At 65.5% G+C, this 23,147-nt stretch carries 22 protein-coding genes; 9 read left to right on the top strand and 13 right to left on the bottom strand.

The window, feature by feature from the left end:
* The gene (locus tag C4S73_RS13385; RefSeq protein WP_103873273.1) at nucleotides 1–2,184 is read left to right on the top strand and encodes a protein-disulfide reductase DsbD family protein; all 2,184 of its coding nucleotides are present in this window, start codon (nucleotides 1–3) and stop codon (nucleotides 2,182–2,184) included.
* Between the two features lie 50 nt (nucleotides 2,185–2,234).
* Nucleotides 2,235–2,876, top strand: coding sequence for a redoxin domain-containing protein (locus C4S73_RS13380; RefSeq protein WP_103873009.1), 642 nt, complete (start codon nucleotides 2,235–2,237; stop codon nucleotides 2,874–2,876).
* Nucleotides 2,877–3,053: 177 nt separating this feature from the next.
* Here the strand turns inward: C4S73_RS13380 and C4S73_RS13375 are convergent, their stop codons facing one another.
* The 5 genes from C4S73_RS13375 to ugpB all read right to left on the bottom strand — a co-directional run bounded on the left by C4S73_RS13375 (nucleotide 3,054) and on the right by ugpB (nucleotide 8,157).
* Complete coding sequence (locus tag C4S73_RS13375) at nucleotides 3,054–4,133, bottom strand: sn-glycerol-3-phosphate import ATP-binding protein UgpC (protein ID WP_103873008.1); 1,080 nt, start codon at nucleotides 4,131–4,133, stop codon at nucleotides 3,054–3,056.
* A 7-nt stretch (nucleotides 4,134–4,140) separates the two neighbouring features.
* Nucleotides 4,141–4,989 carry a sn-glycerol-3-phosphate ABC transporter permease UgpE gene (gene ugpE, locus C4S73_RS13370; protein ID WP_103873272.1) on the bottom strand — a complete coding sequence of 283 codons (849 nt, stop codon included), beginning with the start codon at nucleotides 4,987–4,989 and terminating at the stop codon, nucleotides 4,141–4,143.
* Nucleotides 4,989–5,747 carry a creatininase family protein gene (locus C4S73_RS13365; RefSeq protein WP_103873007.1) on the bottom strand — a complete coding sequence of 253 codons (759 nt, stop codon included), beginning with the start codon at nucleotides 5,745–5,747 and terminating at the stop codon, nucleotides 4,989–4,991. Before C4S73_RS13365 ends, ugpE begins: the two co-directional genes overlap by 1 nt.
* Nucleotides 5,748–5,916: 169 nt before the next feature.
* The gene (ugpA, locus tag C4S73_RS13360) at nucleotides 5,917–6,798 is read right to left on the bottom strand and encodes a sn-glycerol-3-phosphate ABC transporter permease UgpA (protein WP_103873006.1); all 882 of its coding nucleotides are present in this window, start codon (nucleotides 6,796–6,798) and stop codon (nucleotides 5,917–5,919) included.
* Nucleotides 6,799–6,858: 60 nt separating this feature from the next.
* Nucleotides 6,859–8,157, bottom strand: a complete 1,299-nt coding sequence (gene ugpB, locus C4S73_RS13355) for a sn-glycerol-3-phosphate ABC transporter substrate-binding protein UgpB (RefSeq protein ID WP_425290348.1) — start codon at nucleotides 8,155–8,157, stop codon at nucleotides 6,859–6,861.
* Nucleotides 8,158–8,380: 223 nt separating this feature from the next.
* Here ugpB and C4S73_RS13350 point away from each other — a divergent pair, with 223 nt between their 5' ends.
* On the top strand, nucleotides 8,381–9,559 hold the full coding sequence (locus C4S73_RS13350) for a fumarylacetoacetate hydrolase family protein (protein WP_103873005.1): 1,179 nt from the start codon (nucleotides 8,381–8,383) through the stop codon (nucleotides 9,557–9,559).
* A gap of 72 nt (nucleotides 9,560–9,631) precedes the next feature.
* Here C4S73_RS13350 and C4S73_RS13345 read toward each other — a convergent pair whose 3' ends face one another.
* Nucleotides 9,632–10,534, bottom strand: coding sequence for a methylated-DNA--[protein]-cysteine S-methyltransferase (locus C4S73_RS13345; RefSeq protein WP_244595603.1), 903 nt, complete (start codon nucleotides 10,532–10,534; stop codon nucleotides 9,632–9,634).
* Between the two features lie 319 nt (nucleotides 10,535–10,853).
* Here C4S73_RS13345 and C4S73_RS13340 point away from each other — a divergent pair, with 319 nt between their 5' ends.
* Both C4S73_RS13340 and C4S73_RS13335 read left to right on the top strand, forming a co-directional pair.
* Nucleotides 10,854–11,456, top strand: a complete 603-nt coding sequence (locus C4S73_RS13340; protein WP_103873004.1) for a class I SAM-dependent DNA methyltransferase — start codon at nucleotides 10,854–10,856, stop codon at nucleotides 11,454–11,456.
* A 103-nt stretch (nucleotides 11,457–11,559) separates the two neighbouring features.
* Nucleotides 11,560–12,444, top strand: coding sequence for an alpha/beta fold hydrolase (locus C4S73_RS13335; protein WP_103873003.1), 885 nt, complete (start codon nucleotides 11,560–11,562; stop codon nucleotides 12,442–12,444).
* 11 nt (nucleotides 12,445–12,455) lie between these two features.
* Here C4S73_RS13335 and C4S73_RS13330 read toward each other — a convergent pair whose 3' ends face one another.
* Nucleotides 12,456–12,995 (bottom strand): DUF2244 domain-containing protein, encoded by a 540-nt coding sequence (locus tag C4S73_RS13330; RefSeq protein ID WP_103873002.1) that lies wholly within the window; start codon nucleotides 12,993–12,995, stop codon nucleotides 12,456–12,458.
* A gap of 20 nt (nucleotides 12,996–13,015) precedes the next feature.
* Between C4S73_RS13330 and nth the strand changes: the two genes are divergently transcribed.
* The 4 genes from nth (at nucleotide 13,016) to C4S73_RS13310 (ending at nucleotide 17,174) form a co-directional block, all read left to right on the top strand.
* Nucleotides 13,016–13,717, top strand: a complete 702-nt coding sequence (gene nth, locus C4S73_RS13325) for an endonuclease III (protein WP_103873001.1) — start codon at nucleotides 13,016–13,018, stop codon at nucleotides 13,715–13,717.
* A gap of 172 nt (nucleotides 13,718–13,889) precedes the next feature.
* Nucleotides 13,890–14,927, top strand: coding sequence for a D-xylose ABC transporter substrate-binding protein (gene xylF / locus C4S73_RS13320; RefSeq protein ID WP_103873000.1), 1,038 nt, complete (start codon nucleotides 13,890–13,892; stop codon nucleotides 14,925–14,927).
* On the top strand, nucleotides 14,920–16,224 hold the full coding sequence (locus C4S73_RS13315; RefSeq protein WP_425290344.1) for a sugar ABC transporter permease: 1,305 nt from the start codon (nucleotides 14,920–14,922) through the stop codon (nucleotides 16,222–16,224). The genes xylF and C4S73_RS13315 overlap by 8 nt, the downstream gene beginning before the upstream one ends.
* A 170-nt stretch (nucleotides 16,225–16,394) precedes the next feature.
* Nucleotides 16,395–17,174, top strand: a complete 780-nt coding sequence (locus tag C4S73_RS13310; protein WP_103872999.1) for an ATP-binding cassette domain-containing protein — start codon at nucleotides 16,395–16,397, stop codon at nucleotides 17,172–17,174.
* A gap of 83 nt (nucleotides 17,175–17,257) precedes the next feature.
* Here C4S73_RS13310 and C4S73_RS13305 read toward each other — a convergent pair whose 3' ends face one another.
* From C4S73_RS13305 to C4S73_RS13280, 6 genes are all read right to left on the bottom strand, one after another.
* The gene (locus C4S73_RS13305) at nucleotides 17,258–17,632 is read right to left on the bottom strand and encodes an SPW repeat protein (protein ID WP_244595590.1); all 375 of its coding nucleotides are present in this window, start codon (nucleotides 17,630–17,632) and stop codon (nucleotides 17,258–17,260) included.
* A 196-nt stretch (nucleotides 17,633–17,828) separates the two neighbouring features.
* Nucleotides 17,829–19,187: an esterase-like activity of phytase family protein gene (locus tag C4S73_RS13300; protein WP_103872998.1), complete on the bottom strand. Its 1,359-nt coding sequence runs from the start codon at nucleotides 19,185–19,187 to the stop codon at nucleotides 17,829–17,831.
* A 98-nt stretch (nucleotides 19,188–19,285) separates the two neighbouring features.
* On the bottom strand, nucleotides 19,286–20,230 hold the full coding sequence (locus C4S73_RS13295) for a 2-hydroxyacid dehydrogenase (protein ID WP_103872997.1): 945 nt from the start codon (nucleotides 20,228–20,230) through the stop codon (nucleotides 19,286–19,288).
* Complete coding sequence (gene deoA / locus C4S73_RS13290) at nucleotides 20,227–21,555, bottom strand: thymidine phosphorylase (protein WP_103872996.1); 1,329 nt, start codon at nucleotides 21,553–21,555, stop codon at nucleotides 20,227–20,229. Before deoA ends, C4S73_RS13295 begins: the two co-directional genes overlap by 4 nt.
* Nucleotides 21,555–22,322: a deoxyribose-phosphate aldolase gene (deoC, locus tag C4S73_RS13285; RefSeq protein WP_103872995.1), complete on the bottom strand. Its 768-nt coding sequence runs from the start codon at nucleotides 22,320–22,322 to the stop codon at nucleotides 21,555–21,557. The genes deoA and deoC overlap by 1 nt, the downstream gene beginning before the upstream one ends.
* Before the next feature lie 3 nt (nucleotides 22,323–22,325).
* Nucleotides 22,326–23,138 carry a purine-nucleoside phosphorylase gene (locus C4S73_RS13280; protein ID WP_200828013.1) on the bottom strand — a complete coding sequence of 271 codons (813 nt, stop codon included), beginning with the start codon at nucleotides 23,136–23,138 and terminating at the stop codon, nucleotides 22,326–22,328.
* Between the last annotated feature and the right edge of the window lie 9 nt (nucleotides 23,139–23,147).

Raw genomic sequence — 23,147 nt, 5'->3', positions numbered from 1 at the left:
ATGATTCAGACCTTTGCAAGCGGCCTCGTGCGGCAAACCGTTTTCGCGCTAGCGCTTCTGGCGCCGGGCTTCGCTGTGGCCGCCGAATCCGCCGCCGTCACCTCGCCGCGCGTCACCGCCACTCTCCTCTCCAGCCGTGACACGGTTGCGCCCGGCGAGCGTTTTCAGGTGGCGCTGGTTCAGAAAATCGCAAAGGGCTGGCATACCTATTGGCTGAATCCCGGCGATTCCGGCGAGGCGACGCGTATTGAATGGACCTTGCCTGCGGGTGTGACGGCCGGAGCGATCCAATGGCCCGCGCCGAAGGCGCTGCCTGTCGAGCCGCTGGTGAATTTCGGCTTCGAGAACGCGCTCCTCCTCCCGGTCGAAATCACCGTTCCCGAAAATGCCAGGCCAGGCGAGCGCCTGACGCTCCAGGCCAACGCGACCTGGCTGGTCTGCGAAAAGATCTGCATTCCCGAAGAGGGCGCCTTCACGCTCGATCTGCCGGTGGGGCCGGCAGGAATCGCCGACGATGCGGCGCAGGCGCGCATCGATGCGGCCATCGCCGCCATGCCGCAGCCCGCCGGCTTCAGGGGCAGGCTTGCCGCCGATGGCGACAAGCTCGCGCTGATACTCCCGGGTCTCAACAAGGGGCTGACCGATCTGCGCTTCTTCCCGCTCTCGGATTCGCTGATCGAGCATGCTGCGCCGCAGACGCCCGCGAGCGCCGCCGATGGCACGACCTTGCAGCTGACGCGGTCGGGAGCCTTCAAGCTAGAGGCGGCGGAGATCACGGGCGTGCTGACCTTCAAGGATGGCGGGCTGCCCCGCGCCTTGTCGCTCAGCGCCGATGCCGATCCCGCCTTGGTGACGGCTGCAACCGGTGATGCAACAGGTGTTTCGGCCGCGCCGCGCCCGGCCGTCCTCCGCTTGCTCGTTCCGGCTGAGGGTGCGAACCTCACGCTCTGGGCGGCGCTGGCCTTCGCCTTCGCTGGCGGCCTTATCCTGAACCTGATGCCTTGCGTGCTGCCTGTCCTGTTCATCAAGGCGCTCGGCTTTGCGCAGCTGGCGCGGGCGAGCCGCGCCGAGGTGCGGGAGCAGGGGCTGCTCTTCCTCTGCGGTGTCGTCGCGACCTTCCTGCTGCTGGCCGGCGCGGTTGTGGCGCTCGGTGCGCTGGGCACCAGCGTCGGCTGGGGCTTTCAGCTGCAATCGCCGCCTCTGGTCATTGCGCTGGCCGTCATCATGACGCTGATCGGCTTCAACCTTCTTGGTGCCTTCGAATTCGGCACCTCGGCCGCCGGCATCGGCGATGGTCTTGCCAGCCGGGGCGGGCGCGTTGGCGCCTTCATGACCGGCGTGCTTGCGGTCGTGGTCGCAACGCCCTGCACGGCGCCTTTCATGGGCGCGGCGATGGGCTATGCGGTGGTCCAGCCGCCGACGGTGGGTCTGGCGGTGTTCATGGCGCTGGCCCTGGGCTTCGCATTGCCTGTCGTGGCGCTGTCCTTCGCACCCGGCCTGCTCAGGCTCTTGCCCAAACCTGGGCGCTGGATGGTGATCCTGAAGCAGGCCTTCGCCTTCCCGATGTTTGCAACCGCGATCTGGCTGATCTGGGTTGCCTCCGTTCAGGCCGGGCCTGGCGGCGTGCTCGCCGCGCTGGTCGCGGTACTCGCTGCGGGCTTCATCGTCTGGCTGTTCGGCGTCACGCGCGGCACCGGGGGAGTCCGGTTCGTCACCTCGGTTTTCGCAGTGCTGGTCGCGTTGGGAGCCGGCTGGTTCGTCGTCCAGAGCGCCGTGCCGCCCGCCACGACGGAGGCGCGCGCCGGCGATATGCAGGCCTGGTCGCCCGAGCGCGTCGCAGCCTTGCAAGCGGAAGGTCGCCCGGTCTTCGTCAACTTCACGGCGGCCTGGTGCATAACCTGCCTGGCCAATGAGCGCGTTGCGCTCTCCCGGCAGGAGGTCAAGGACGCCTTCGCCAAGCTCGGGGTCGTCTATCTCAAGGCCGACTGGACCAACCGCAATTCCGCGATTGCCATGGCGCTGGCCGAACAGGGCCGTGCCGGCGTGCCGCTCTATCTGTTCTACCCGGCGAGGCGGGACGCGCAGGCCGAAATCCTGCCGCAGATCCTGACATCGGACATGCTGATCACTGCGGCCGAACGCGCGGCGGGCCGCGATCTGAAAACGGCCGCGAATCTCCCTTAGCCTTGCAACCCTGACGAAGCTTGCAACCCTGACGAAGAAGGAGACGTGACATGAAAGCCAAGCTGACCAGACAGACTTTCATCGCCGGCCTCGCTATGGCCTGTCTTTCGTTGGGAACAGGCGCGGCTCTCGCTCAGGGCACGGCCAAGGTGGGCGCGCCCGCGCCGGCTTTCCAGGCTGTTGATGTCGAGGGCAAGACCCGCAATCTCCAGGAGTTTGCCGGCAAGACCGTGATCCTCGAATGGACCAATCACGACTGCCCCTATGTCCGCAAACATTACAACAGCGCGACGATGCAGACCCTGCAGAAGGACATGGCGAAAGAGGGCATCGTCTGGCTCTCGGTGATTTCGTCGCCCGAGGGCGAGCAGGGTTATGTCGATGCCGCCACGGCAAAGGAGCTGACGGTGAAGCGCGATGCAGCGCCGGCCGGCATCCTGCTCGACCCCAACAGCAAGGTCGCCCGTGCCTATGGCGCGCAGACCACGCCGCATATGTACATCGTCGATCCCAAGGGCACGCTCGCCTATATGGGCGCGATCGATGACAAGCCGTCCTCCAGCGCCTCCAGCCTCAACGGCGCCAGGAGCTATGTCCGGCAGGCGGTCGCCGAGATGAAAGCCGGCAAGCCGGTCTCGCAAGCCGCGACCAAGGCCTATGGCTGCGCGGTGAAATACGCGCCGGTTTCGTAAGTACGCGGACACCTCGACGCAGAACCCTCTCCTGTAAGGAGAGGGCAGGGTGAGGTGTAGGCCAGAAATCCAGTGGGACAGCGCGGTGAGGTCGAACCTTTACGTCAAGGGGCCGACACCTCACCCCTACCCCTCTCCTTACAGGAGAGGGGTCCCCGCGTTTCCCGCGCCTGAACGTCACCCCCGCCCCAGCCTTGCCCCCGTCTTCACGTCGAAGACATGCACGCGGTCGGGGTCGACTGTGATCCAGATCCGCCCGGGATGAGCCGAAATCTCGTCGGTTGCCGCCTGCATCACGAAGGGAAGGCCGGCGAGCTGGCCGTGGAAAAGCTGGGTCGCGCCCAGCTCCTCGATGAACTCGACATCGAAGGGCAGCGAACCGGCAGCGCCCTCGGACGCGATCTCGACATCCTCCGGCCGCAAGCCGACCTCGACGGGGCTCTGCGCAGGCAAATCCTGCCGAACATCGCGCGCTTCGAGGATGGCATCGCCCAGCGCGACGATGCCGGGACCGTCGATCGTGCCGGGCAGGATGTTCATCGGCGGCGAGCCGATGAAGGTCGCGACGAACTTGCTTGCCGGCTTCTTGTAGACTTCGGCGGGCAGGCCAATCTGCTCGACCTGGCCGCCATTCATCACCACGAGTTTGTCGGACAGCGTCATCGCCTCGACCTGATCGTGCGTGACATAGATCGCGGTGACGCCAAGCGAGCGTTGCAATTTCTTGATCTCGACCCGCATCTGGACGCGCAGCTTCGCGTCGAGGTTCGAGAGCGGTTCGTCGAACAGGAAGACCTGCGGCTTGCGCACGATGGCGCGGCCCATGGCGACGCGCTGGCGCTGGCCGCCCGAAAGCTGCTTGGGGCGGCGGTCGAGCAGCGCCTCGATCGCGAGGATGCGCGCGGCTTCCTTGACGCGCTTGTCGATCTCGTCCTTGGGCGTGCCGAGATTGCGCAGCCCATAGGCCATGTTGTCGTAGACGCTCATATGCGGATAGAGCGCGTAGTTCTGGAACACCATGGCGATGTCGCGCTCGGCCGGGCCGATCTGGTTGACGACGCGGTTGCCGATCGAGACCTCGCCGGCCGAGATCGTCTCGAGCCCCGCCACCATGCGCAGCAAGGTGGACTTTCCGCAGCCCGAGGGGCCGACGAGCACGCAGAAGCCACCATCGGGAATGTCAAAGGACACGCCCTTTACGGCCTCGACGCCACCGGCATAGATCTTCTTGACGTTGGTGAGGGTGACCTGAGCCATTCGTGGATTACTTCTCGGTTTCGACCAGGCCCTTTACGAAGAGCCTTTGCATGGCGATGACGACGAAGACCGGCGGCAGCATCGCCAGCATGGCGGTGGCCATGGCGAGTTGCCATTCGGTGAGCGCGTCGGAGGTGACGATCATCTTCTTGATCGCGATGACGATGGTCTGCATCGAGTCCTTGGTCGTGACCAGGAGCGGCCAGAGATACTGGTTCCAGCCATAGATGAACTGGATCACGAACAGCGCCGCGATGGTGGTGATCGAGAGCGGGATCACCGTGTCCTTGAAGAAGCGGAACGGGCCGGCGGCATCGATCCGCGACGCTTCCAGCAACTCGTCGGGGATCGTCATGAAGAACTGTCGGAACAGCAGCGTCCCGGTGGCCGAGGCGATCAGCGGCAGGGCCAGGCCCTGATAGGTGTCGAGCATGCGCAGATCGGAAACGATCTTGAAGGTCGGGAAGATGCGGACCTCGACCGGCAGCATCAGCGTGATGAAGATGATCCAGAACGCCGCCATCCGGAACGGGAAGCGATAGTAGACGATCGCATAGGCCGAGAGCACCGAGATGAAGATCTTCCCCAGGGCGATCGCCATCGCCATGATGAAGGAGTTCAGCATCATCCCGAGCACCGGCTCGCGCGTCGTGCCCGATGTGCCGATGAACAGCACGCGGTTGTAATTCTCCAGCAGATACGGCCCCGGGTAGAGCGGCAGCTTGCCGTTGATGATGGTCGCGGCGTCCCAGGTCGAGGCGACGAAGGTCAGCCAGACCGGAAAGGCGACGATCACGACGCCGATCGACAGAATGATATAGGCGATCGCGTCGCCCAGGCGGCGGTCCTCGACCATCAGGCCCACGCCTCCTTGTTGCGCAGCAGCGCGGCCAGTGTGTCGGCGCAGGCATCCAGGAAGGCCTGGCCCTTCTCGGGGCTGGCCCGCCTGGCATCGCCGATCACGCCGGTTGCGGTCATGTCCTTGAACGGACGATAGCGCGCCGTGAGTGGGCGCATCAGCGCGCGTGGCTCGACATCGATCATGCCGAAGGCTTCCGGCAGGCGCTCATGCTTCACCGTCTCGGGCGCCAGCACCATCATCAGCGAGGTCTCGACCTCGCAGGCATGCAGCACGCTGGTCTGGTCCTGCATGATTGGTTGCATCGCCGCCTGCGCCAGTTCGAAATAGGTGGTGGCGACGATGTTCAGCCCGGTTTCGCGGGCGAAGTCAGGCAGGAAAGCGGTGAGCGCGGCGATATTGCCGCCATGGCCGTTGACGATGGCGACACGCCGGAAGCCATGCCGTTTCAGGCTCGTCAGCAGCGCCAGAAGCACGGCGCGATAGGTCGGGATGTCGAAGGTGAAGGTTCCCCCGAAAGCCATGTGGTGCTCCGCCATGCCGCACCACAGCGTTGGCGCCACGACTATGGGAGCGTCCTGGACGCGCTCGGCCGCCGCCTTGCAGACGCCCTCGCACAGGATCGTGTCGACGCCAACGGGCAGATGGGGCCCGTGCTGTTCCATCGAGGCGATGGGCAGCACGACGACCGCGTCGATGGCGGCCTTCGCGCGCAGTTCCTCGGCGGTGAGGTTCTTCCAGAGGACGGAGGTCATGAGCGCGATCCTCCGGTTGGCAGTTCTTCCGTCACCTGAAACACACCCGCGGCGTCATCCCGGGCTTGACCCGGGATCCATCCTGGAGCGCCGTGCTTTGCGATGGATCCCGGATCTCCGCTTCGCTGCGTCCGGGATGACGTGGCAGTGTTGGCTGGCCGCAAGCCCATCAGTAGCTCACCTTGCGCTCGATGAAGCGGAACTGGATGGCGGTCATGCCGATCACCATGATCAGCAGGATCACCGATTGTGCCGCCGAGCCGCCCAGATTGGAGCCGCCTTTGCCGTCCGAGAACACCTTGTAGACCAGCGTTTCGGTGGCGCCCGAGGGGCCGCCGCCGGTGACGGTGTCGATGATGCCGAAGGTGTCGAAGAAGACGTAGACGATGTTGACGACGAGCAGGAAGAAGGTCGTCGGCGAGAGCAGCGGGAAGACGATCGTCCAGAACCGGCGCATCGGCTTGGCGCCGTCGATCACGGCCGCCTCGATCACGCTCTTGGGGATCGATTGCAGGCCCGCCAGGAAGAACAGGAAATTGTAGCTGATCTGCTTCCAGGTCGCGGCGAGGATCACCAGCGTCATCGCGTCATTGCCGTTGAGGCGCGGGTTCCAGGCGATGCCGAGGCGGTCGAGCCCGCGTGCCAGCATGCCCAGCGACGGATCGAACATGAAGATCCAGAGCACGCCGGCAACAGCGGGCGCAACCGCATAGGGCCAGATCAGCAGGGTCTTGTAGATCTCCGCGCCGCGCAGCTGCCGGTCCGCCATCACGGCGAAGAGCAGCGCGATCGAGAGCGAGAGCACGCAGACGAAGGTTGAGAAGATCGCGGTGTTGACCAGCGCCTTGTAGTAGCCGGGATCGGCAAACAGCGCGGCGTAATTCTCGAACCAGACGAATTCGGTCGAGGTGCCGAAGGCGTCCTGCAGCAGGAAGGACTGCCAGACCGCCTGGCTCGCCGGCCAGTAGAAGAACAGGACCGTGATCACCAGCTGGGGCGCCAGCAGCAGGAAGGGTATCGTCATCCCGCGGAAAGAAGCGTTCTTCTGCATGAGGCCGTCTGGGCAGGAGAAAGACCGGGGCGTATGCCCCGGTCCCAAGGTCGGGTGGGCTCAGCGCGAGGCGGTGCGCTCGAACTGGCGCAGCATCTGGTTGCCACGGTCGACGGCGGCATCCAGCGCGGCTTTCGGCGTCTTCTGGCCGTTCAGCGCCGCTTCAAGCTCCTCGGACCAGATGTCGCGGATCTGCACAAGGCTGCCGAAACGCAGGCCGCGCGAATTCTCCGTCGGCTCCTTGTTGTTGAGCTCCAGCAGCGGAGTCTCGAGATAGGGCTTGTCCTTGTAGAAGCCGGAAGCCTTGACCTTCTCGTAAGCCGCCTTGGTGATCGGCAGATAGCCCGATTCCGTGTGCAGCTTAACCTGCCGGTCGACGTCGGACAGGAAGGTGAAGAACTTGGCGACGCCCTTGTATTCGTCGGCCTTCTTGCCGCCCATCACCCACAGCGAGGCGCCGCCGATGATCGAGTTCTGCGGCGCGCCGGCAGCTTCCGGATAATACGGCATCGCGGCATTCGCCCAGTCGAACTTGGCGTTCGCCTTGACGTTGCCGAAGAAGCCCGACGAGGTCAGCATGATCGGGCATTCGCCCGAGGTGAAGCGACCTTCGCCGTTATTGGTGCGGCCGGAATAGTCGTAGGTCTTGTCCTTCTGCAGCTCGACCAGATTGGTCCAGTGCTTCAGGAAGAGCGGGCTGTTGAAGTTCAGCACGGTGTCGAAGCCGTCGAGCCCGTTCGCCTTGGTCGCGATCGGGATGTTATGCCAGGCGCCGAACTGCTCGATATTGGCCCAGGTCGCCCAGGCGTTGGTGAAGCCGCATTTGTCGAAGCCGGCGGCCTTCAGCTTCTTGCCGGCCTCGAATACTTCCGGCCAGGTCTTGGGCGGAGCGTCGGGGTTCAGGCCCGCCTTCTTGAAGGCGTCCTTGTTGTACCACATCACCATGGACGATGAGTTGAACGGCATCGAGAGCATGTCGCCCTTGGCCGTCGAATAATAGCCGGTGATGGCGGGAAGGTAGCTCTTCGGGTCGAAAGCTTCGCCGGCTTCCTTCATCATCTCGAAGACGGGCTTGATCGCGCCCTTGGCAGACATCATCGTGCCCGTGCCGACTTCGAAGACCTGCAGGATATGCGGCGCGGTGCCGGCGCGGAAGGCGGCGATGCCGGCGTTCAGCGTGTCGGGATAGGAGCCCTTATAGGCCGGAATGACCTTGTATTCTTTCTGCGAGGCATTGAAATCCTCAGCCAGCTTCACGACCACGTCGTTATTGGCGCCGGTGAGTGCATGCCACCACTGGATTTCCGTCTGCGCCAGGGCCGGTGCTGCGCCCGCCAGCGCGAAGGCGGCAACCGACATCAGGATACGCGATTTAATGCTCATCATTGTCTCCCTTCCACCCTCCGATCGTCACGGGTGGCTGTTGTTCTTGGTGCACAAGCTAGCATGAAGCTGAGGCGACGTTTCAATAACAAAATGATGACATAGCCGGGCTGCGCGCTCGGCGTTACCAAGCTCTTGCGCATTTGTCCGGAAGCGGTTGTTCTCCGCGCACAGCTTTCCCGCCCTATGGACCATAGCCATGCCATCCTTTTCGCTGACGCCTGATCACGCTTTGCCCGCCGATGCTGCGGCCGCGACCCTGCTGGGCCGCGTCTGGCGGCCCGATGTCGCGGGGCCGGCCGTCGTCGCGGTGCGGGATGGGCAACTGATCGACGTGACCCGCGAATTTCCGACGAGCCGCGATCTCTGCGAGGCCGGCGATCCCGCCGCCGCATTGCGCGCTGCCAAGGGCGAAAGCCTCGGCTCGCTGGCCGACATCCTCGCGAACACGCCGGTCGACGGCCGCGACGCGAACAAGGCCTGGCTGCTCTCCCCGCTCGATCTCCAGGCGGTGAAGGCGGCCGGCGTGACTTTCGCGGTCTCGATGCTCGAGCGGGTCATCGAGGAGAAGGCGCGTGGCAATCCGGCCGCCGCCGCCACGATCCGCGGCGAGATCGGGAAGCTGATCGGCGACGACCTGTCCAAGCTGAAGCCAGGTTCGCCCGAGGCGATGCATCTCAAGGACGTCCTGATCAAACAGGGCGCCTGGAGTCAGTATCTCGAGGTCGGGATCGGCCCCGATGCCGAGATCTTCACCAAGGCGCCGCCGATGTCCTCGGTCGGAACCGGTTTCGACGCCGGCCTTCACCCCGCCTCGACCTGGAATAACCCTGAGCCCGAGATCGTATTGATCGTCGCCTCGGACGGTCGCATCGTCGGCGCGAGCCTCGGCAACGACGTCAACCTGCGCGATGTCGAGGGCCGCTCGGCGCTGCTGCTGGGCAAGGCCAAGGACAATAACGCGGCCGCCGCCGTGGGCCCCTTCATCCGCCTGTTCGATGCAGGCTTCACGCTCGACCATGTCCGCAACACCACGGTGACGTTGACTGTCGAGGGCGAGGACGGCTTCAAGCTCGAAGGCTCATCCTCGATCGCCAAGATCAGCCGCGACCCTGCCGATCTCGCCGCGCAGATGATCGGCCCGCATCATCAGTATCCCGACGGAGCGGCGCTCTATCTCGGCACCATGTTCGCGCCGATCAAGGATCGCGACACGGTCGGTGGCGGCTTCACCCATAAATACGGGGACATCGTCACCATCGCCGCGCCTGAACTCGGCGCGCTGGTCAACCGCATGCGCCGCACGGACGCGTGCGAGCCCTGGACCTTCGGCGCCTCGCATCTGATGCGCAATCTGGCGAAGCGCGGTCTGTTGTGAACCGGACCGGCAAGGGCGCCGGCTCGTCGCGCTGGCGCGCCCTGCTGGGAGATGTATCTCAGGGAGTGGAGGTCAGCCGGTAATGCCGCCGGTCTGCCCGGCTTCCCAGCCGAGGATGGCGCGCTTGCGCGTCAGGCCCCAGTGATAGCCCGTCAGCGCCCCGGATTTGCCGATGACGCGGTGGCAGGGCACCACGAAGGAGATCGGGTTCTTGCCGACGGCCATGCCGACCGCACGCGCCGCCGTCGGCTTGCCGATATGGCAGGCGACATCGCCATAGGTGGTGGCGCGTCCAACCGGAATCCTGAGCAGCGTCTCCCAGACCCTGACCTCGAAATCCGTGCCGATCAGCACGACGCGCAGCGGCGTCTCGGCGGACCACGCTTTGGGGTCGAAGATGCGCCCGGCATAAGGCGCGGTCGTCGCCGGGTCGAAGCGGTAGTCGGCATGCGGCCAGCGCCGCATCATGTCGGCCAGCGCTTCCGCCCGCCCTCCGACAACCTTGCCGCCGTCGACGCTGGTCGAGACCCAGCCGAGGCCCGCTAGCCCCCGGTCGGTCGCCACGATCAGCGCCTCGCCGAAAGGCGACATGTGGAAACCGTAGGAGAGCGCCAGCCCCTCGCCGCCGGTCTTCCATTCGCCGGGCGACATCGCCTCATGGGTCACGAAGAGATCGTGCAGCCGGCCCGGTCCGGAAAGGCCGACCTCGAGCGCGGTATCGAGCACGCTGGCCGAGGCACTGAGCAACCCCTTGGCATGGTCGAGCGTGATCGCCTGCAGGAAGGCCTTGGGGGTCAGCCCGCACCAGCGCCGGAACAGGTGGTGCACATCGGTGGGCGTGGCGCCGGCGGCTTCCGCGATCGCCTCGATCGTCGGCTGCTCGCGCCAGTTCTCGGTGATATAGGCGAGAATCCGCCGCACGGTGTCATAGTCGGAACCCGGCGCGGTCGAGGGAAAATCGGCCTCCGCCGGCATGGCGTCCGCAGCGCGGGCAAGCACGGCATTGGAGAAGCGGGTCGGGGTCATCGCCGTTTTCATGGATGCATGGGCGTTCATCGTCGTGAACCTCGCGTTATCTGTCATGACGCGAATTTAGGATTTCCACCATGCCGACTCCACCCGAAAGCTGGCAAGTCTTCAGGAGCGGGCAAGTCTTGAGGAGCGGGCAAGTCTTCAGGCAAGTCCGCTGACAAGTTGCAGGAGACGGCAAACAGGGCCGGCAAGCTCGCTTGCAAGGCAAGCGCCCGTCCGGGACATTTCCGCCCCCGATGAAGCCCGATTCGTGGAGTTTTCGATGTCGTCCGATGCGGAGCAGATTGTCGGTCTTTACGAGCGCCACGCCCGGGTCTGGGACGAGGAGCGGGGCCGGACACTGTTCGAGCGGCGCTGGCTCGACAGTTTCGAGCGCCTGCTGCCATCTGGCGGCGCGATCCTCGATCTCGGCTGCGGCTCGGGCGAGCCGATCGCGCGCCATTTCATCGAGAGGGGATTTGCGGTCACGGGCGTCGATACCGCGCCGTCACTCATTGCGCTTTGCCAGGCTCGTTTCCCAGGGCAGGATTGGCATGTCGCGGATATGCGAACCCTGTCGCTTGGCCGCCGCTTTCAGGGCCTTGTCGCCTGGGACAGCTTCTTCCACCTGACCCATGACGATCAGCGGCGGATGTTCCCGCTCTTCCGCGCGTATGCGGCGGCCGGTGCGGCCTTGATATTTACCAGTGGTCCGTCGCATGGCGAGGCCATCGGCAGCTTCGGCGGCGAACCGCTCTATCACGCCAGTCTCGATCCCGCCGAATATCGCGCATTGCTCGAGGAGAACGGCTTCGACGTCGTCGACCATGTCGCCGAGGACCCGGAATGCGGCGGCCATACGATCTGGCTGGCCCAAGCGAGATGAAGCCGCTTGCACTATGGCCGCTAGGCCAAGCGCCTCGCCACGTGCATGTTGGTCTGGAGCCGCAGCGGACCTGCGGCCGGCTCGCAGCCCAGGGAATACCAAGATGCATTCCGTAGAGGCCTCCGCCCCCGGCGTTGTTCCCTTTCCTCCCGATTTTCGGATGCAGGAGGTCGCGACCAACGGCACGACGGTCCATGTCCGCATCGGTGGTGCGGGGCCGGCGGTCGTTCTGTTGCACGGCTATGGCGAGACCGGGGACATGTGGGGGGCGCTGGCGACCGATCTTGCCCGCGATCATACCGTCATCGTCCCTGATCTGCGCGGCATGGGGCTGTCGGCCAAGCCTGTGGGCGGTTTCGACAAGAAGACGCAAGCCCACGACGTTGCCGGTGTTCTCGATGAAATCGGGATCGAGAAGGCAGATCTCGTCACCCACGACATCGGCAACATGGTCGGCTTCGCCTTTGCCGCGTCGTACCGCAACCGAGTGCTGAAATTCGTCCTGATCGATGCACCCTTGCCGGGGGTAGGCCCCTGGGAGGAGATCCTCAAGAACCCGCTGCTCTGGCATTTCCGTTTCGGCGGGCCCGATATGGAGCGACTCGTCGCCGGGCGGGAGCGCATCTATCTCGACCGTTTCTGGAACGAATTCTCCGCGACGCCCGCCCGTTTCAGCGAAGCCGCGCGTGAACATTACGCCGCCCTCTACAGCCGGCCGGGAGCAATGCATTCCGGTTTTGCCCAGTTTGCGGCCTTCGATCAGGACGCCATCGACAACAAGGCGTTCCTGGCGGCGGGCAAGCTTGCGATGCCGGTGCTGGCACTGGGCGGCGAGAAATCCTTCGGCCTGTTCATGGCCGAGGTCATGCGGTTCGCGGCGAGCGATGTTCAGGGCGCGGTTATCCCCGATTCCGGCCACTGGATCATGGAAGAGAACCCGATCGCCACCACGGCGCTGGTCCGCGCGTTTCTGGATGGCGGATCCTGACAGGATCGCCCTCAGACCGCTCCCAAATCAGCGCCTCGTCTCGCGCTTGCCAATGCGCTGCCCAGCGCATCTGCAAAGCCTTCGCGCTCACGCGGCGAGAGCTGCGAGGCGACTGCCACACGCTGTCCGCGCGAGACGAGGCTCAGGCCGAGCAGCCCGTAATCCTCGTCGTCGACACGCTCCAGCTTCGTCCAGGCGGGGTTGGACCGCCAGATCGCCTCGCGGCCATGATGCGAGACCTTGCGCAGGAAGACCTCGATCGGCGTCACGATGATGCGTTCGAAGGCGCGGGCATGCCGGAAATTGACGTGGAAGGCGATGAACAGCGCCAGCACGTCGATGCCAAAGAAACCGGCGACCGGCCAAGCACCGAGCACGACGAAGGGGATCGACGACACGATGCTGGCGAGGCAGACCAGCGTCATCACGATCCGAAACCCGTTCGGGCCGAGCGAACGATGCGGGGTGATCGTGGCGTCGAACATTGCGCGCTCAGTCGGTGCCGGTGGCGCGCTGTCTGGCTCGCTGAAATCGGGCTTGCCGAGGGTCATGCCGCAACTATAACGCCGGTATGGATCAGCAGAACAGGGCCAAACGACGCGTCGCCGCAAGCAGGCCGGTCACAAAACTGCGGGCGCGCAGCGCTGCCGGGGTTCGCGAGATCTTCCAGCGCTTCCAGGCCGCCAATCCCGAGCCCAAGGGCGAGCTCGAATACGTCAACGCCTTCACGCTGCTGGTCGCCGTCGTGCTCTCGGCGCAGGCGACCGATGTCGGCGTCAACAAGGCGACGCGAAAGCTCTTCGAACTCGCCGACAGCCCCCAGAAGATGCTGGCGCTCGGCGAGGAGCGGGTGCGCGAACTGGTCAAGACCATCGGCCTCTTCCGCACCAAGGCGAAGAACGTCATCGCGCTCTGCGAGAAGCTGATCGCCGAATTCGGCGGCGAGGTCCCGATCTCGCGCGAGGCCCTCGAGAGCCTGCCCGGCGTCGGCCGCAAGACCGCCAATGTCGTGCTCAACATCGCGTTCGGCGAGATCACCCATGCGGTGGACACTCATGTCTTCCGCGTTTCCAACCGCCTGCGCATCGCGCCCGGCAAGAACGTGCTGCAGGTCGAACTCGGACTGGAGAAGGCGGTGCCGCCGGAATTCGGTCGCCATGCCCATCATTGGCTGATCCTGCATGGGCGCTACACCTGCAAGGCGTTGCGGCCAGAATGTGAGCGCTGCCTGCTGAACGATCTCTGCGATTCCCCCGACAAGCGCGTGACCTGACGGCCGGATTGCCCAGGAAATGGGCACCCGCACGGGTTGTGCAGCCCACGCTTGACTCCTCCCCCCGGGATGGGTTGTCCTCGGCCTGCCAGGCGCCCGGCGGCCCGCAATGCCGTCCCATGAGAGCGCGCGGCAAGGGAAACGCTCGGGAGATTTTGCCGTGTTCACACGTATGATCCTTGCCGCGGGCCTGGCGCTTGCGGCGTCGGGCGGTCTGTCGTCGGCCTTCGCCCAGGCCAAGGGCCCCGTCATCGGGGTGAGCTGGTCGAACTTCCAGGAGGAGCGCTGGAAGACCGACGAGGCCGCGATCAAGACGGCGATCGAGAAGGCCGGCGGCACCTATCTTTCGGCCGACGCGCAATCCTCGCCGGCCAAGCAGCTGACCGATGTCGAGAGCCTGATCGCGCGCGGCGCCAAGGCGATCATCGTGCTGGCGCAGGACGCCCAGGCCATCCGCCCCGCAGTCCAGAAGGCCGTCAACGAGGGCATCGCGGTCGTCGGCTACGACCGGCTGATCGAGATTCCACAGGCCTTCTACCTGACCTTCGACAATGTCGAGGTCGGCCGGATGATGGCCCGCGAAATCCAGAAGGCCAAGCCCGAGGGCAATTACGTCTTCATCAAGGGTTCGAGCTCCGACCCCAATGCCGGCTTCCTCTATCAGGGCTCCATCGAGGTGCTCAAACCCGCGATCGATGCCGGCAAGATCAAGAATGTCGGCGAGGCCTTCACTGATGGCTGGTTGCCCGCCAATGCCCAGCGCAACATGGAGCAGATCCTGACGCGCAACGCCAACAAGGTCGATGCAGTGATCGCCGCCAATGACGGTACGGCGGGTGGCGCCATCGCCGCCATGTCGGGGCAGGGGTTGGCGGGTTCGGTGCCGGTTTCGGGCCAGGATGCCGACCGTGCGGCGCTGAACCGGGTCGCCTTGGGCACGCAGACGGTGACGATCTGGAAGGATGCGCGCGAGCTCGGGCGCAATGCGGCGGAAATCGCACTCAAGCTGGCCGGCGGCGCCAAGCTGACCGAGATCGCCGGCTCCGCGAGCTGGAATGAGGGACCGGCCAAGCAGGCGATGACCGCACTCTTCCTGAAGCCGGTGCCGGTCACCAAGGATAATCTGAACGCCGTGATCGAGGCCGGCTGGGCCCCGAAATCGGTCGTGTGCCAGGGCGTCGCGGCGGGCAAGGTCAAGGCCTGTGACTGAGGCCGCTCCCGCGCCGTCCAAGGCGGGGGAAAGCGGCAGGAGCCTGAGCGATCAACTGCGCGAGATCGAATTCGATCCGCGCATGATCGGCATGGTCGCGGCGCTGGCCGCGATCTGGCTGGGCTTCAACTGGCTGTCGGACGGCGCCTTCCTGTCGTCGCGCAATCTCTGGAACCTGCTGGTCCAGACCTCCTCGATCGCGGTGATGGCCTGCGGCATGGTGCTGGTCATCGTGACCCGCAATATCGACCTGTCCGTCGGCTCCATGCTCGGCTTCGTCGGCATGGTCGTCGGGCTGATCCAGGTGCGCCTGCTGCCCGAACTCTGGGGCTTCGAGCATCCGCTGACCTGGCTCGTCAGCCTGCTGGCCGCGATCGCGCTCGGCAGCGCGATCGGCCTGTTCCAGGGCGCGCTGATCGCCTGGCTCGCGATCCCCTCCTTCATCGTGACGCTCGGCGGACTGCTTGTCTGGCGCGGTGCGGCGTGGTGGGTGACGCAAGGGCAAACCATCGCGCCGATGGATTCGCGGTTTCGCCCTCTCGGTGGCGGCGTCGAGGGCGCGATCGGGACGACTGCCTCATGGGTGATCGGCCTCGCGATCTGCGCGCTGATCTGCGTCGCCATGGTTTTCGCGCGCCGGCGGCGTGTGCGCTTCCGCTTCTCCCTGCGCCCGCTCTGGGCGGAGATCGTGATGGCCGTGCTCGCCTGCGGCGTCGTCATCGCCACGGTGATGATCGCCAATTCCTACGCGCTTCCTGTCGGCATCGCGCGCCGCGTCACCGAGGCGAAGGGGCTGCCCTGGCCGCCGGGCGGGCTGTTCATCGGCCATGGTCTCGCCGTTCCCGTCCTGATCGCGCTTGCGGTCGGTGTGGCCATCACCTTCCTGACCACGCGTCTGCGCTTCGGTCGTTATGTGTTCGCCATCGGCGGCAACCCGGAGGCCGCGCAGCTATCGGGCGTCAACACGCGCAAGGTGGTGATGCTGGTCTATGGGCTGATGGGGGCGCTGGTCGGCATCTCCGCCTGCATCGCGACGGCGCGGCTCGATGCCGCCACGAACTCGGCCGGCGCGCTCGACGAGCTCTACGTCATTGCTGCGGCCGTGATCGGCGGCACCTCGCTCGCCGGCGGCGTCGGCACCATCGCGGGCGCCATGTTGGGCGCGCTGGTGATGCAGTCGCTGCAATCGGGCATGGTTCTGATCGGGGTCGACACGCCCTTGCAGAACATCGTCGTCGGCTTCGTTCTCGTCGTCGCCGTCTGGCTCGACGGTCTTTATCGCAAGCGGCTGGGGTAACGGATGCGCGCGCGACACTCCACTGTCATTCCGGAGCTCGCGAAGCGAGAACCCGGAACCTACGACGGGGTGAGACCTCGGATGCAGCCCGGTCGATCGCGCTCGCCCGGTCGTGGTTTCCGGTTTCTCCTCTGCGCGGCGCCCCGGAATGACAGGGGAGGAGCCTGCCAATGGACATGACCACCCCCCTCGTCGAGATGCGCGATATCTCGATCGCTTTCGGCGGCATCAAGGCGGTCGATGCCGTCTCGGTCGATCTGAAGGCTGGTGAAGTCGTGGGATTGCTGGGCCATAACGGCGCCGGCAAATCCACCCTGATCAAGATCCTCTCGGGCGCCTACCAGGCCGATTCAGGCGAGATCAGGGTCGGCGGTGAGCTCGTCTCGATCGGTAGCCCGCGCGACGCCAAGCGCCATGGCATCGAGACGATCTACCAGACGCTGGCTCTGGCGGATAATGTCGACGCCGCCGCCAATATCTTCCTCGGGCGGGAATTACTGACGCCCTGGCATACGCTCGACGATTCCACGATGGAGGCCGAGACCCGCAAGGTCATGGGCCGGCTCAACCCGCATTTCCGCCGTTTCAAGGAGCCGGTCAAAGCGTTGTCGGGCGGGCAGCGCCAGTCGGTCGCGATCGCCCGCGCAATCTATTTCAACGCCCGGGTCCTGATCATGGACGAACCGACGGCGGCCCTGGGACCGGCGGAGACGAAGCAGGTCGCCGAATTGATCCTCGAGCTCAAGCGCCAGGGCATCGGCATCTTCCTGATCAGCCACGATCTGCATGATGTCTTCGATCTCGCCGACCGGGTCAGCGTGATGAAGAACGGCCGCGTCGTCGGCACGGCGCGAACGAGCGACGTCACGCAGGACGAGGTGCTCGGCATGATCATCTCGGGAAAGTGCCCTACGGGGGCGGTACCGGGACCCGGCGCGCTACGCGACTAGGGTAGGGGGCCGGTACGGCGAATTCACGGAAAACCCGCCGCTTTGCAGCGGCGGGTCGTAAAGTCGGGTCAGTTGCCAGCTGATCAGGCCGTTGCATGTGGCTCGTGCCGGTAGTCCCAGACTGCCCAGGCCGATACCGCGACCGTCAAGGCGCCGAAGACCATATGGGTCCAGAACGCGTTGTGGTCGCCGGTAAAGCCGAGAGCCCAGGGCGCCGCCATCAGCCAGACGCCGAGCACCATGCTCACCCACTCCTCCCATTCGGCAAAGGCCGTAAGCGCCGCGCACGCCACCAGGGCAAGCGCCACGGCGGCGATCCAGGCGCTTCGGGCGGGCATGGTCGCGCCCGCGAAGCCGAGTAGCCAGGGTGAGATGAACAGGCACGCGGCGAGGATGAGGTTGCACAAGTCCAGGGGCCGTCTGCCGTCCGTATTCGCGGTCAACATGATCACCTCCATGAGTGTCGATCATCCAAACCACTACGCCTCGCACACGCAGTGCTTGGCAGCCTTTAATATAATCCTGCTGCGAAAGCCGTTCAAGAGCGGGCTTCCCAAACGAAAACGGCCGGGTTTGGCCCGGCCGTAACTTTGGAGGCGCTCGCCGTATCGCGAGTTTAACTGCCCATGACTTGAGTGCGGATGGCGCTCCGTCTTACTTCGCGTCGAGCAGCTCTTTCACCGAGAGCAGCACCTGCTCGTTGTCATCCGCCTTTTTCGGGTCGCGCGAAGAGGAGAAGGGCAGGTTGTTGTCATTGCCGACGATGATGATGCCGTTGGCCCGGTCGACGACGTCGACGTTCTCGATCGTGAAGAAGGGGAAGGGCAGCACGCCGTCGATGGCGCCCTGGCGAGCCTTCTTGTCCGGATCCTGGATCTTCATCAGGTCGATGAAGCCGATCTTGCGCACGAGCTTGCCGACATTGGCGTCGGTCATCTCGATCTTCACGATGCGTTTGAACTTGGCGAGGTCGTGGAAGCAGTCCGGCCCCTTCTGGCCGGCGGCGCAGGCCTTGTCGGCAGTGCCTTCGCCATTGTCGCGCTCGATGATCAGCGCCGTGGTGGCGTCGATCATGTTGAAGTCGCCGATGGCGAGGCCCTTCTGCTCCAGCGGGAAGAACCAGGAACGGCCGGTCCACTTCTCGTTGGCGACGTCGAATTCGAGGATGCGCAGCACTTCCTTGCCGTCGACCTCTTCATTGCCCTTGGTCTCGGCATTCCAGAGCGGGCCTTCGAGCAGCGGGTAGAGGAAGCGGCCGTCCGGCGACTGCGCCATGCCCTCATAGCCCTTGGAGCGGCGGACATTGAACTCGACCGGCAGGTTCGGTGCGCCAGGCGTCGTCACGGCGTAATGGTCGGGCGAGCGGGCCGGCTTGCCGTCGACCGTGGTCTCGAACACCGCCTCGACCTTGCCGTTGGCGTCGACGCGGATGAGATAGGGACCGAACTCCTCGGCGATCCAGAACTTGCCGCCGATCGGCTGGATCGACTCGGGGTCGAAATCCGCGCCGGTCAGATAGCGCTTCTCGGTGCCTTCCTGAACGATGCGGAACGGGACCTTCTTGTCGGGATCATGCAGGAAGGTGGTCGACAGCCGCTCGATCTTGCCGCTGGCGAAATCGCTCTTGAGGCGGTGGAAGAACAGCATGGCGTCGGGCGAATTCGCCTTGGAGCCGAAGCCATTGTCGGTCAGCACCAGGAATTCGCCATTGCCGAGCGAGCGGATGCCGGAGAAGCCCTGCACCGGCTGGCCCGCGAACGGCGTCGACAGGCCGGTCGGCCGGCCGCCCGAGGTGCCCATCACCGTGCCGACAGCCTCGACCCGCTTGCCGGGCTGAACGAACTTGCCGGAGACCTTGAGGTCTGCGGGAGCATCGGCCGGAGCGGCGATGATCGTGTTGGCCGGCAGCAAGGCATGGCCGACGAGCTTGGCCGGGAACTCCTTTTGCGCATCCTGCGCACCGGCGAGGATCGTCGAGGACAGCAGCAGGGCGGCGGTGAGGACAAGGCGCATGGGACACTCCGGGGGATCGATCCGCCCGACTTGGCCCAGCGTCATTTCAGTGCGACGACGGATCGATGACGGTGCGATGACCGAGCCGCTATGCCGGCTCAGTATCCTCGCGCCGGATCGACTACATGCTCCAGCGGCTCGCCGGCTTCCAGCCGCTTGATCTGCGCCGAGATCAGCGTCGCGACCGCCTCGGGTTCCGACATCGCGGCGTTATGGGGAGTCACGGTGACGTCCGGATGGCTCCAGAGCCGCGATTCAGGGGCCAGCGGCTCGCTCTCGAACACATCGAGCGTCGCGCCCTTCAACGTGCCGGCGTCGAGCGCGGCCAGGATGTCGGCCTCGACCTGGAGACCACCGCGCCCGGCATTGATCAGGAACGGCCCGCCGAGCCGGCCATCCTGCGCCAGCCCCGAAAGCATCTGGGCATTGATCACGCCGCGCGTCTCCGGCGTCAAGGGCAGCAGGCTGACGAGGATGTCGGTGCGCGCCAGAAAGCCTGTCATCCCCTCATCGCCAGCGAAGGTCGCGAAGCCGTCGACGGTTTTCGGCGAACGGCTCCAGCCGGTCACATCGAAGCCCATCACCTGGAGCTTGCGGGCGGCATCGAGCCCGAGCTCGCCCAATCCCATCAGGCCGACGCGCACCGAGCGCGCCGCCGGCTGGTTGCGGTCGTCGTCCCAGAGCTTGGCCTGCTGCTGACGCTCGTAGCGGCGCTGCTGGCGCAGATGCATCAGGCAGTGCAGCACGATGTATTCGCTCATCCGCGTCGTCAGGTCGGGATCGACGACGCGCGCTATCGGCACCTCCGGCAAGCGTGTGTCGGCGAAGAGATGGTCGACGCCGGCGCCCAGCGAGAAGATCGCCGCGAGGTTCGGCAGGCCGCTGAGGCTGCCCTCCGGATGCTTCCAACTCGCGACATAATGCACCGCGCGCCGATCATAGGCCTCGCCGAGCGTCACGATCGGCATCTCCGGCAGCAGCGCCTGGAAGCGCTCGCGCCAATCCTCGACATGCCAGCCGGTCATTGCCAGAAGCAGACTCATCCGTGCGAACTCTCCGTGATGCGTTCGGCGACCAGCGCGCCGCGTTCTGCCGCACCCTCTCCGATCCGGTAGGCCTTTTGCAAGCGTGCCTGTGCCGCGGCAAAGCCGGCTTCGTTGCGGGCATGCACGATCCCGAGCGGGCGGTCCGGCCCTGCCTCATCTCCGAGCCCCGCCAGATCGACGATTCCCACCGCGTGATCGATCGCATCCTGCGGCCGGACGCGTCCGCCGCCGAGTGCCACCACGGCAAAACCGACAGCGCGCGTGTCGATCGCCTCGACCTTGCCGGTCTCGCCTGCGAAGACAGGTTTCACGATCGGCGCGGCGGCGAGATGCCGGCCCGGCTTCTCGAGAAGATCGGTGGGACCGCCTAGCGCTGCGATCATCCGCGCGAAACGCTCGGCGGCGGCACCGGAAGCGAAGGCGTGTTCGATCTTCCGCCTGGCATCGTCGATATCCTCGGCGAGCCGCCCCAGCAGCAGCATCTCGGCTGCCAGCGCGACCGTGACGTCGTGGAAGCGCGGTTCACGCCGGGCCCCGGTCAGATGATCGAGCGCGTAGGCGACCTCCAGTGCATTGCCGGCGACCGAGGCCAGGGGCTCGCCCATATCAGTCATCAAAGCGGTGGTCGGCAGGCCGGAATTGTTGGCGACGCCGACGAGCGCGTCGGCCAATGCGCGAGCCTTGCCATAGTCGGTCAGGAATGCGCCCGAGCCATATTTCACATCCATGGCGAGCCCATGCAGGCCGGCCGCGAGCTTCTTCGACAGGATCGAGGAGGTCAGCAGGGGGATCGTCTCGACCGTCGCGGTGACGTCGCGAATGGCATAGAGGCGCTTGTCGGCCGGGGCGAGATCGGCGGTCTGGCCGATGATGGCGCACCCCTGTTCACGCACCACCTTTCGAAACAGCGCGATATCGGGCTGCGTGACATAACCCGGCACGGCATCGAGCTTGTCGAGCGTGCCCCCGGTATGACCGAGCCCGCGCCCCGAGATCATCGGCACGTGACCGCCGCAGGCTGCGACCGCCGCTGCCAGAGGCAGGCTCACCGTGTCGCCGACGCCGCCGGTCGAATGCTTGTCGAGTGCTGGGCCGGGCAGATCGTCCCAGTTCAGCACCGTGCCGGAATCGCGCATGGCGAGCGTCAGCGCGACGCGTTCCTTGGCCGTCATGTCCCGGAAGAACACCGCCATGGCGAAGGCCGCCGCCTGCCCCTCGCTGACGGTGCCGTCGGTCAGGCCCGAGATGATCTGCCGGATATCGGCGTCTGGCAGTTCGGCGCCGTCGCGCTTGGCCGCGATGATTTCCTGCGTCAGCCTCATCAATAGGTCCCGCCGGTTTTCGTGCCGCCTGCGCTGCCGGTGATCACATCGACGAGAACCTGATGCAGCCCGCTCGCGCCGAAACGGAAGGTTTCGGGCCTTGCCCAGCCCGGCCCCATGATCTCGTCCGCGAGCCCCAGATAGAGGCTTGCATCCGACAAACTCCGGATCCCGCCCGAGGGTTTCAGCCCGACCGGCCTGCCCGACGCCTTGAGGACATCGAGCATGGTGCGGGCCGCCTCAGGGCTTGCCGAATTGGCGGTCTTGCCGGTCGAGGTCTTGATGAAATCGGCCCCTGCTGCGATGGCGAGGTCCGACGCCGCTCTGACCGCGTCGAGATCGGGATATTCGCCCGTCTCGAGGATGACCTTGAGCCGCTTGCCCACGCAGAGCACCTTGATACGCACCACCATGGCTTGCGCCGTCGCCATATCGCCCGCGAGCAGGGCGCGCCAGGGCAGGACGAGGTCGATCTCGTCGGCGCCGGCCGCGAGCGCGGCTTGCGTCTCGGCCGCGACGGTCGCGATATCCGTTCCCCCGGCCGGGAAATTCACCACCGTCGCGATGCGTGGCACGACTTCCGCTGTAGCGAATGCTGTGCGGGCTGTGCCGATGAAGTGCGGCCAGATGCAGATCGCTGCGACCGTGACCGGGCCGGCCGTTGCGCGCCTGCACAAGGCAAGCGTGCCCGCCTCATCGGCATTCTCGGAGAGATCGGTGAGATCGAGCAGAGCCAGGGCTCGCTCCGCCATCGCCTTGTCGGACATTGCCTAGAGCTCCGAGAGAAAGGCGCGCAGCAGCCGGCGAAGGCCCGACGTGGCCATGGCCGCCACATCGCGTGTTTCGCCATGATGAGGCGCGCCGCCATGCAGGCCGGCACCCATATTGGTGATGATCGAGATGCCGGCGACGCGAATCCCGAAGCGTCGGGCGAGGATGACCTCTGGCACCGTCGACATGCCGACGAGATCGGCGCCGAGCAGCTTCGCCATCCTGATTTCAGCCGGCGTCTCGAAGCTCGGCCCCGAGAACCACATATAGACGCCCTCGCCGAGATTCGTGCCCGAACTCGCAGCCGCCTTCTTCAGCCGCATGCGCAGATGCGGATCATAGGCATCGACCATCGGCACGAAGCGGCCATCGCCGGTGTCGCCGATCAGGGGGTTGAGCCCGTTCAGGTTGATGTGGTCGGTGATCACGGCAAGACTGCCCGGACGCAATCCTGGCGTCAGCGAGCCCGCCGCATTGGTCAGGATCAGCGGCGGCGAACCAAACGCGGTCAGCAGGCCGAGCGGCACGCGCATCACGGCAGGGTCGCCACTCTCATAGTAATGCGCCCGGCCCTCGAAGATCAGGACCTTCTTGCCATAGAGCGAACCGTAGCTGATCTGCCGCGCATGGCCGGAGACGCCACCTTCCGGGAAGCCGGCAATGTCGGCGAAGGGAACAGTCACCGCGTCCTGCAACTCGTCGACGGTGCGGCCGAGGCCCGTGCCGAGCACGATCGCACAATCGATCGGACCGTCTATGCCCCGCGCGATCAGCGTGGCCGCCGCCTCGTCGATGACCGGATCAATCGCCATTCGTCGCCT

This window comes from Allobosea lathyri (assembly GCF_900108245.1).
Taxonomy (GTDB): Bacteria; Pseudomonadota; Alphaproteobacteria; order Rhizobiales; family Beijerinckiaceae; genus Allobosea; species Allobosea lathyri.
The sequence above is the reverse complement of the archived record's forward strand: the minus strand, read 5'-3'. Positions and strand labels throughout refer to the sequence as shown.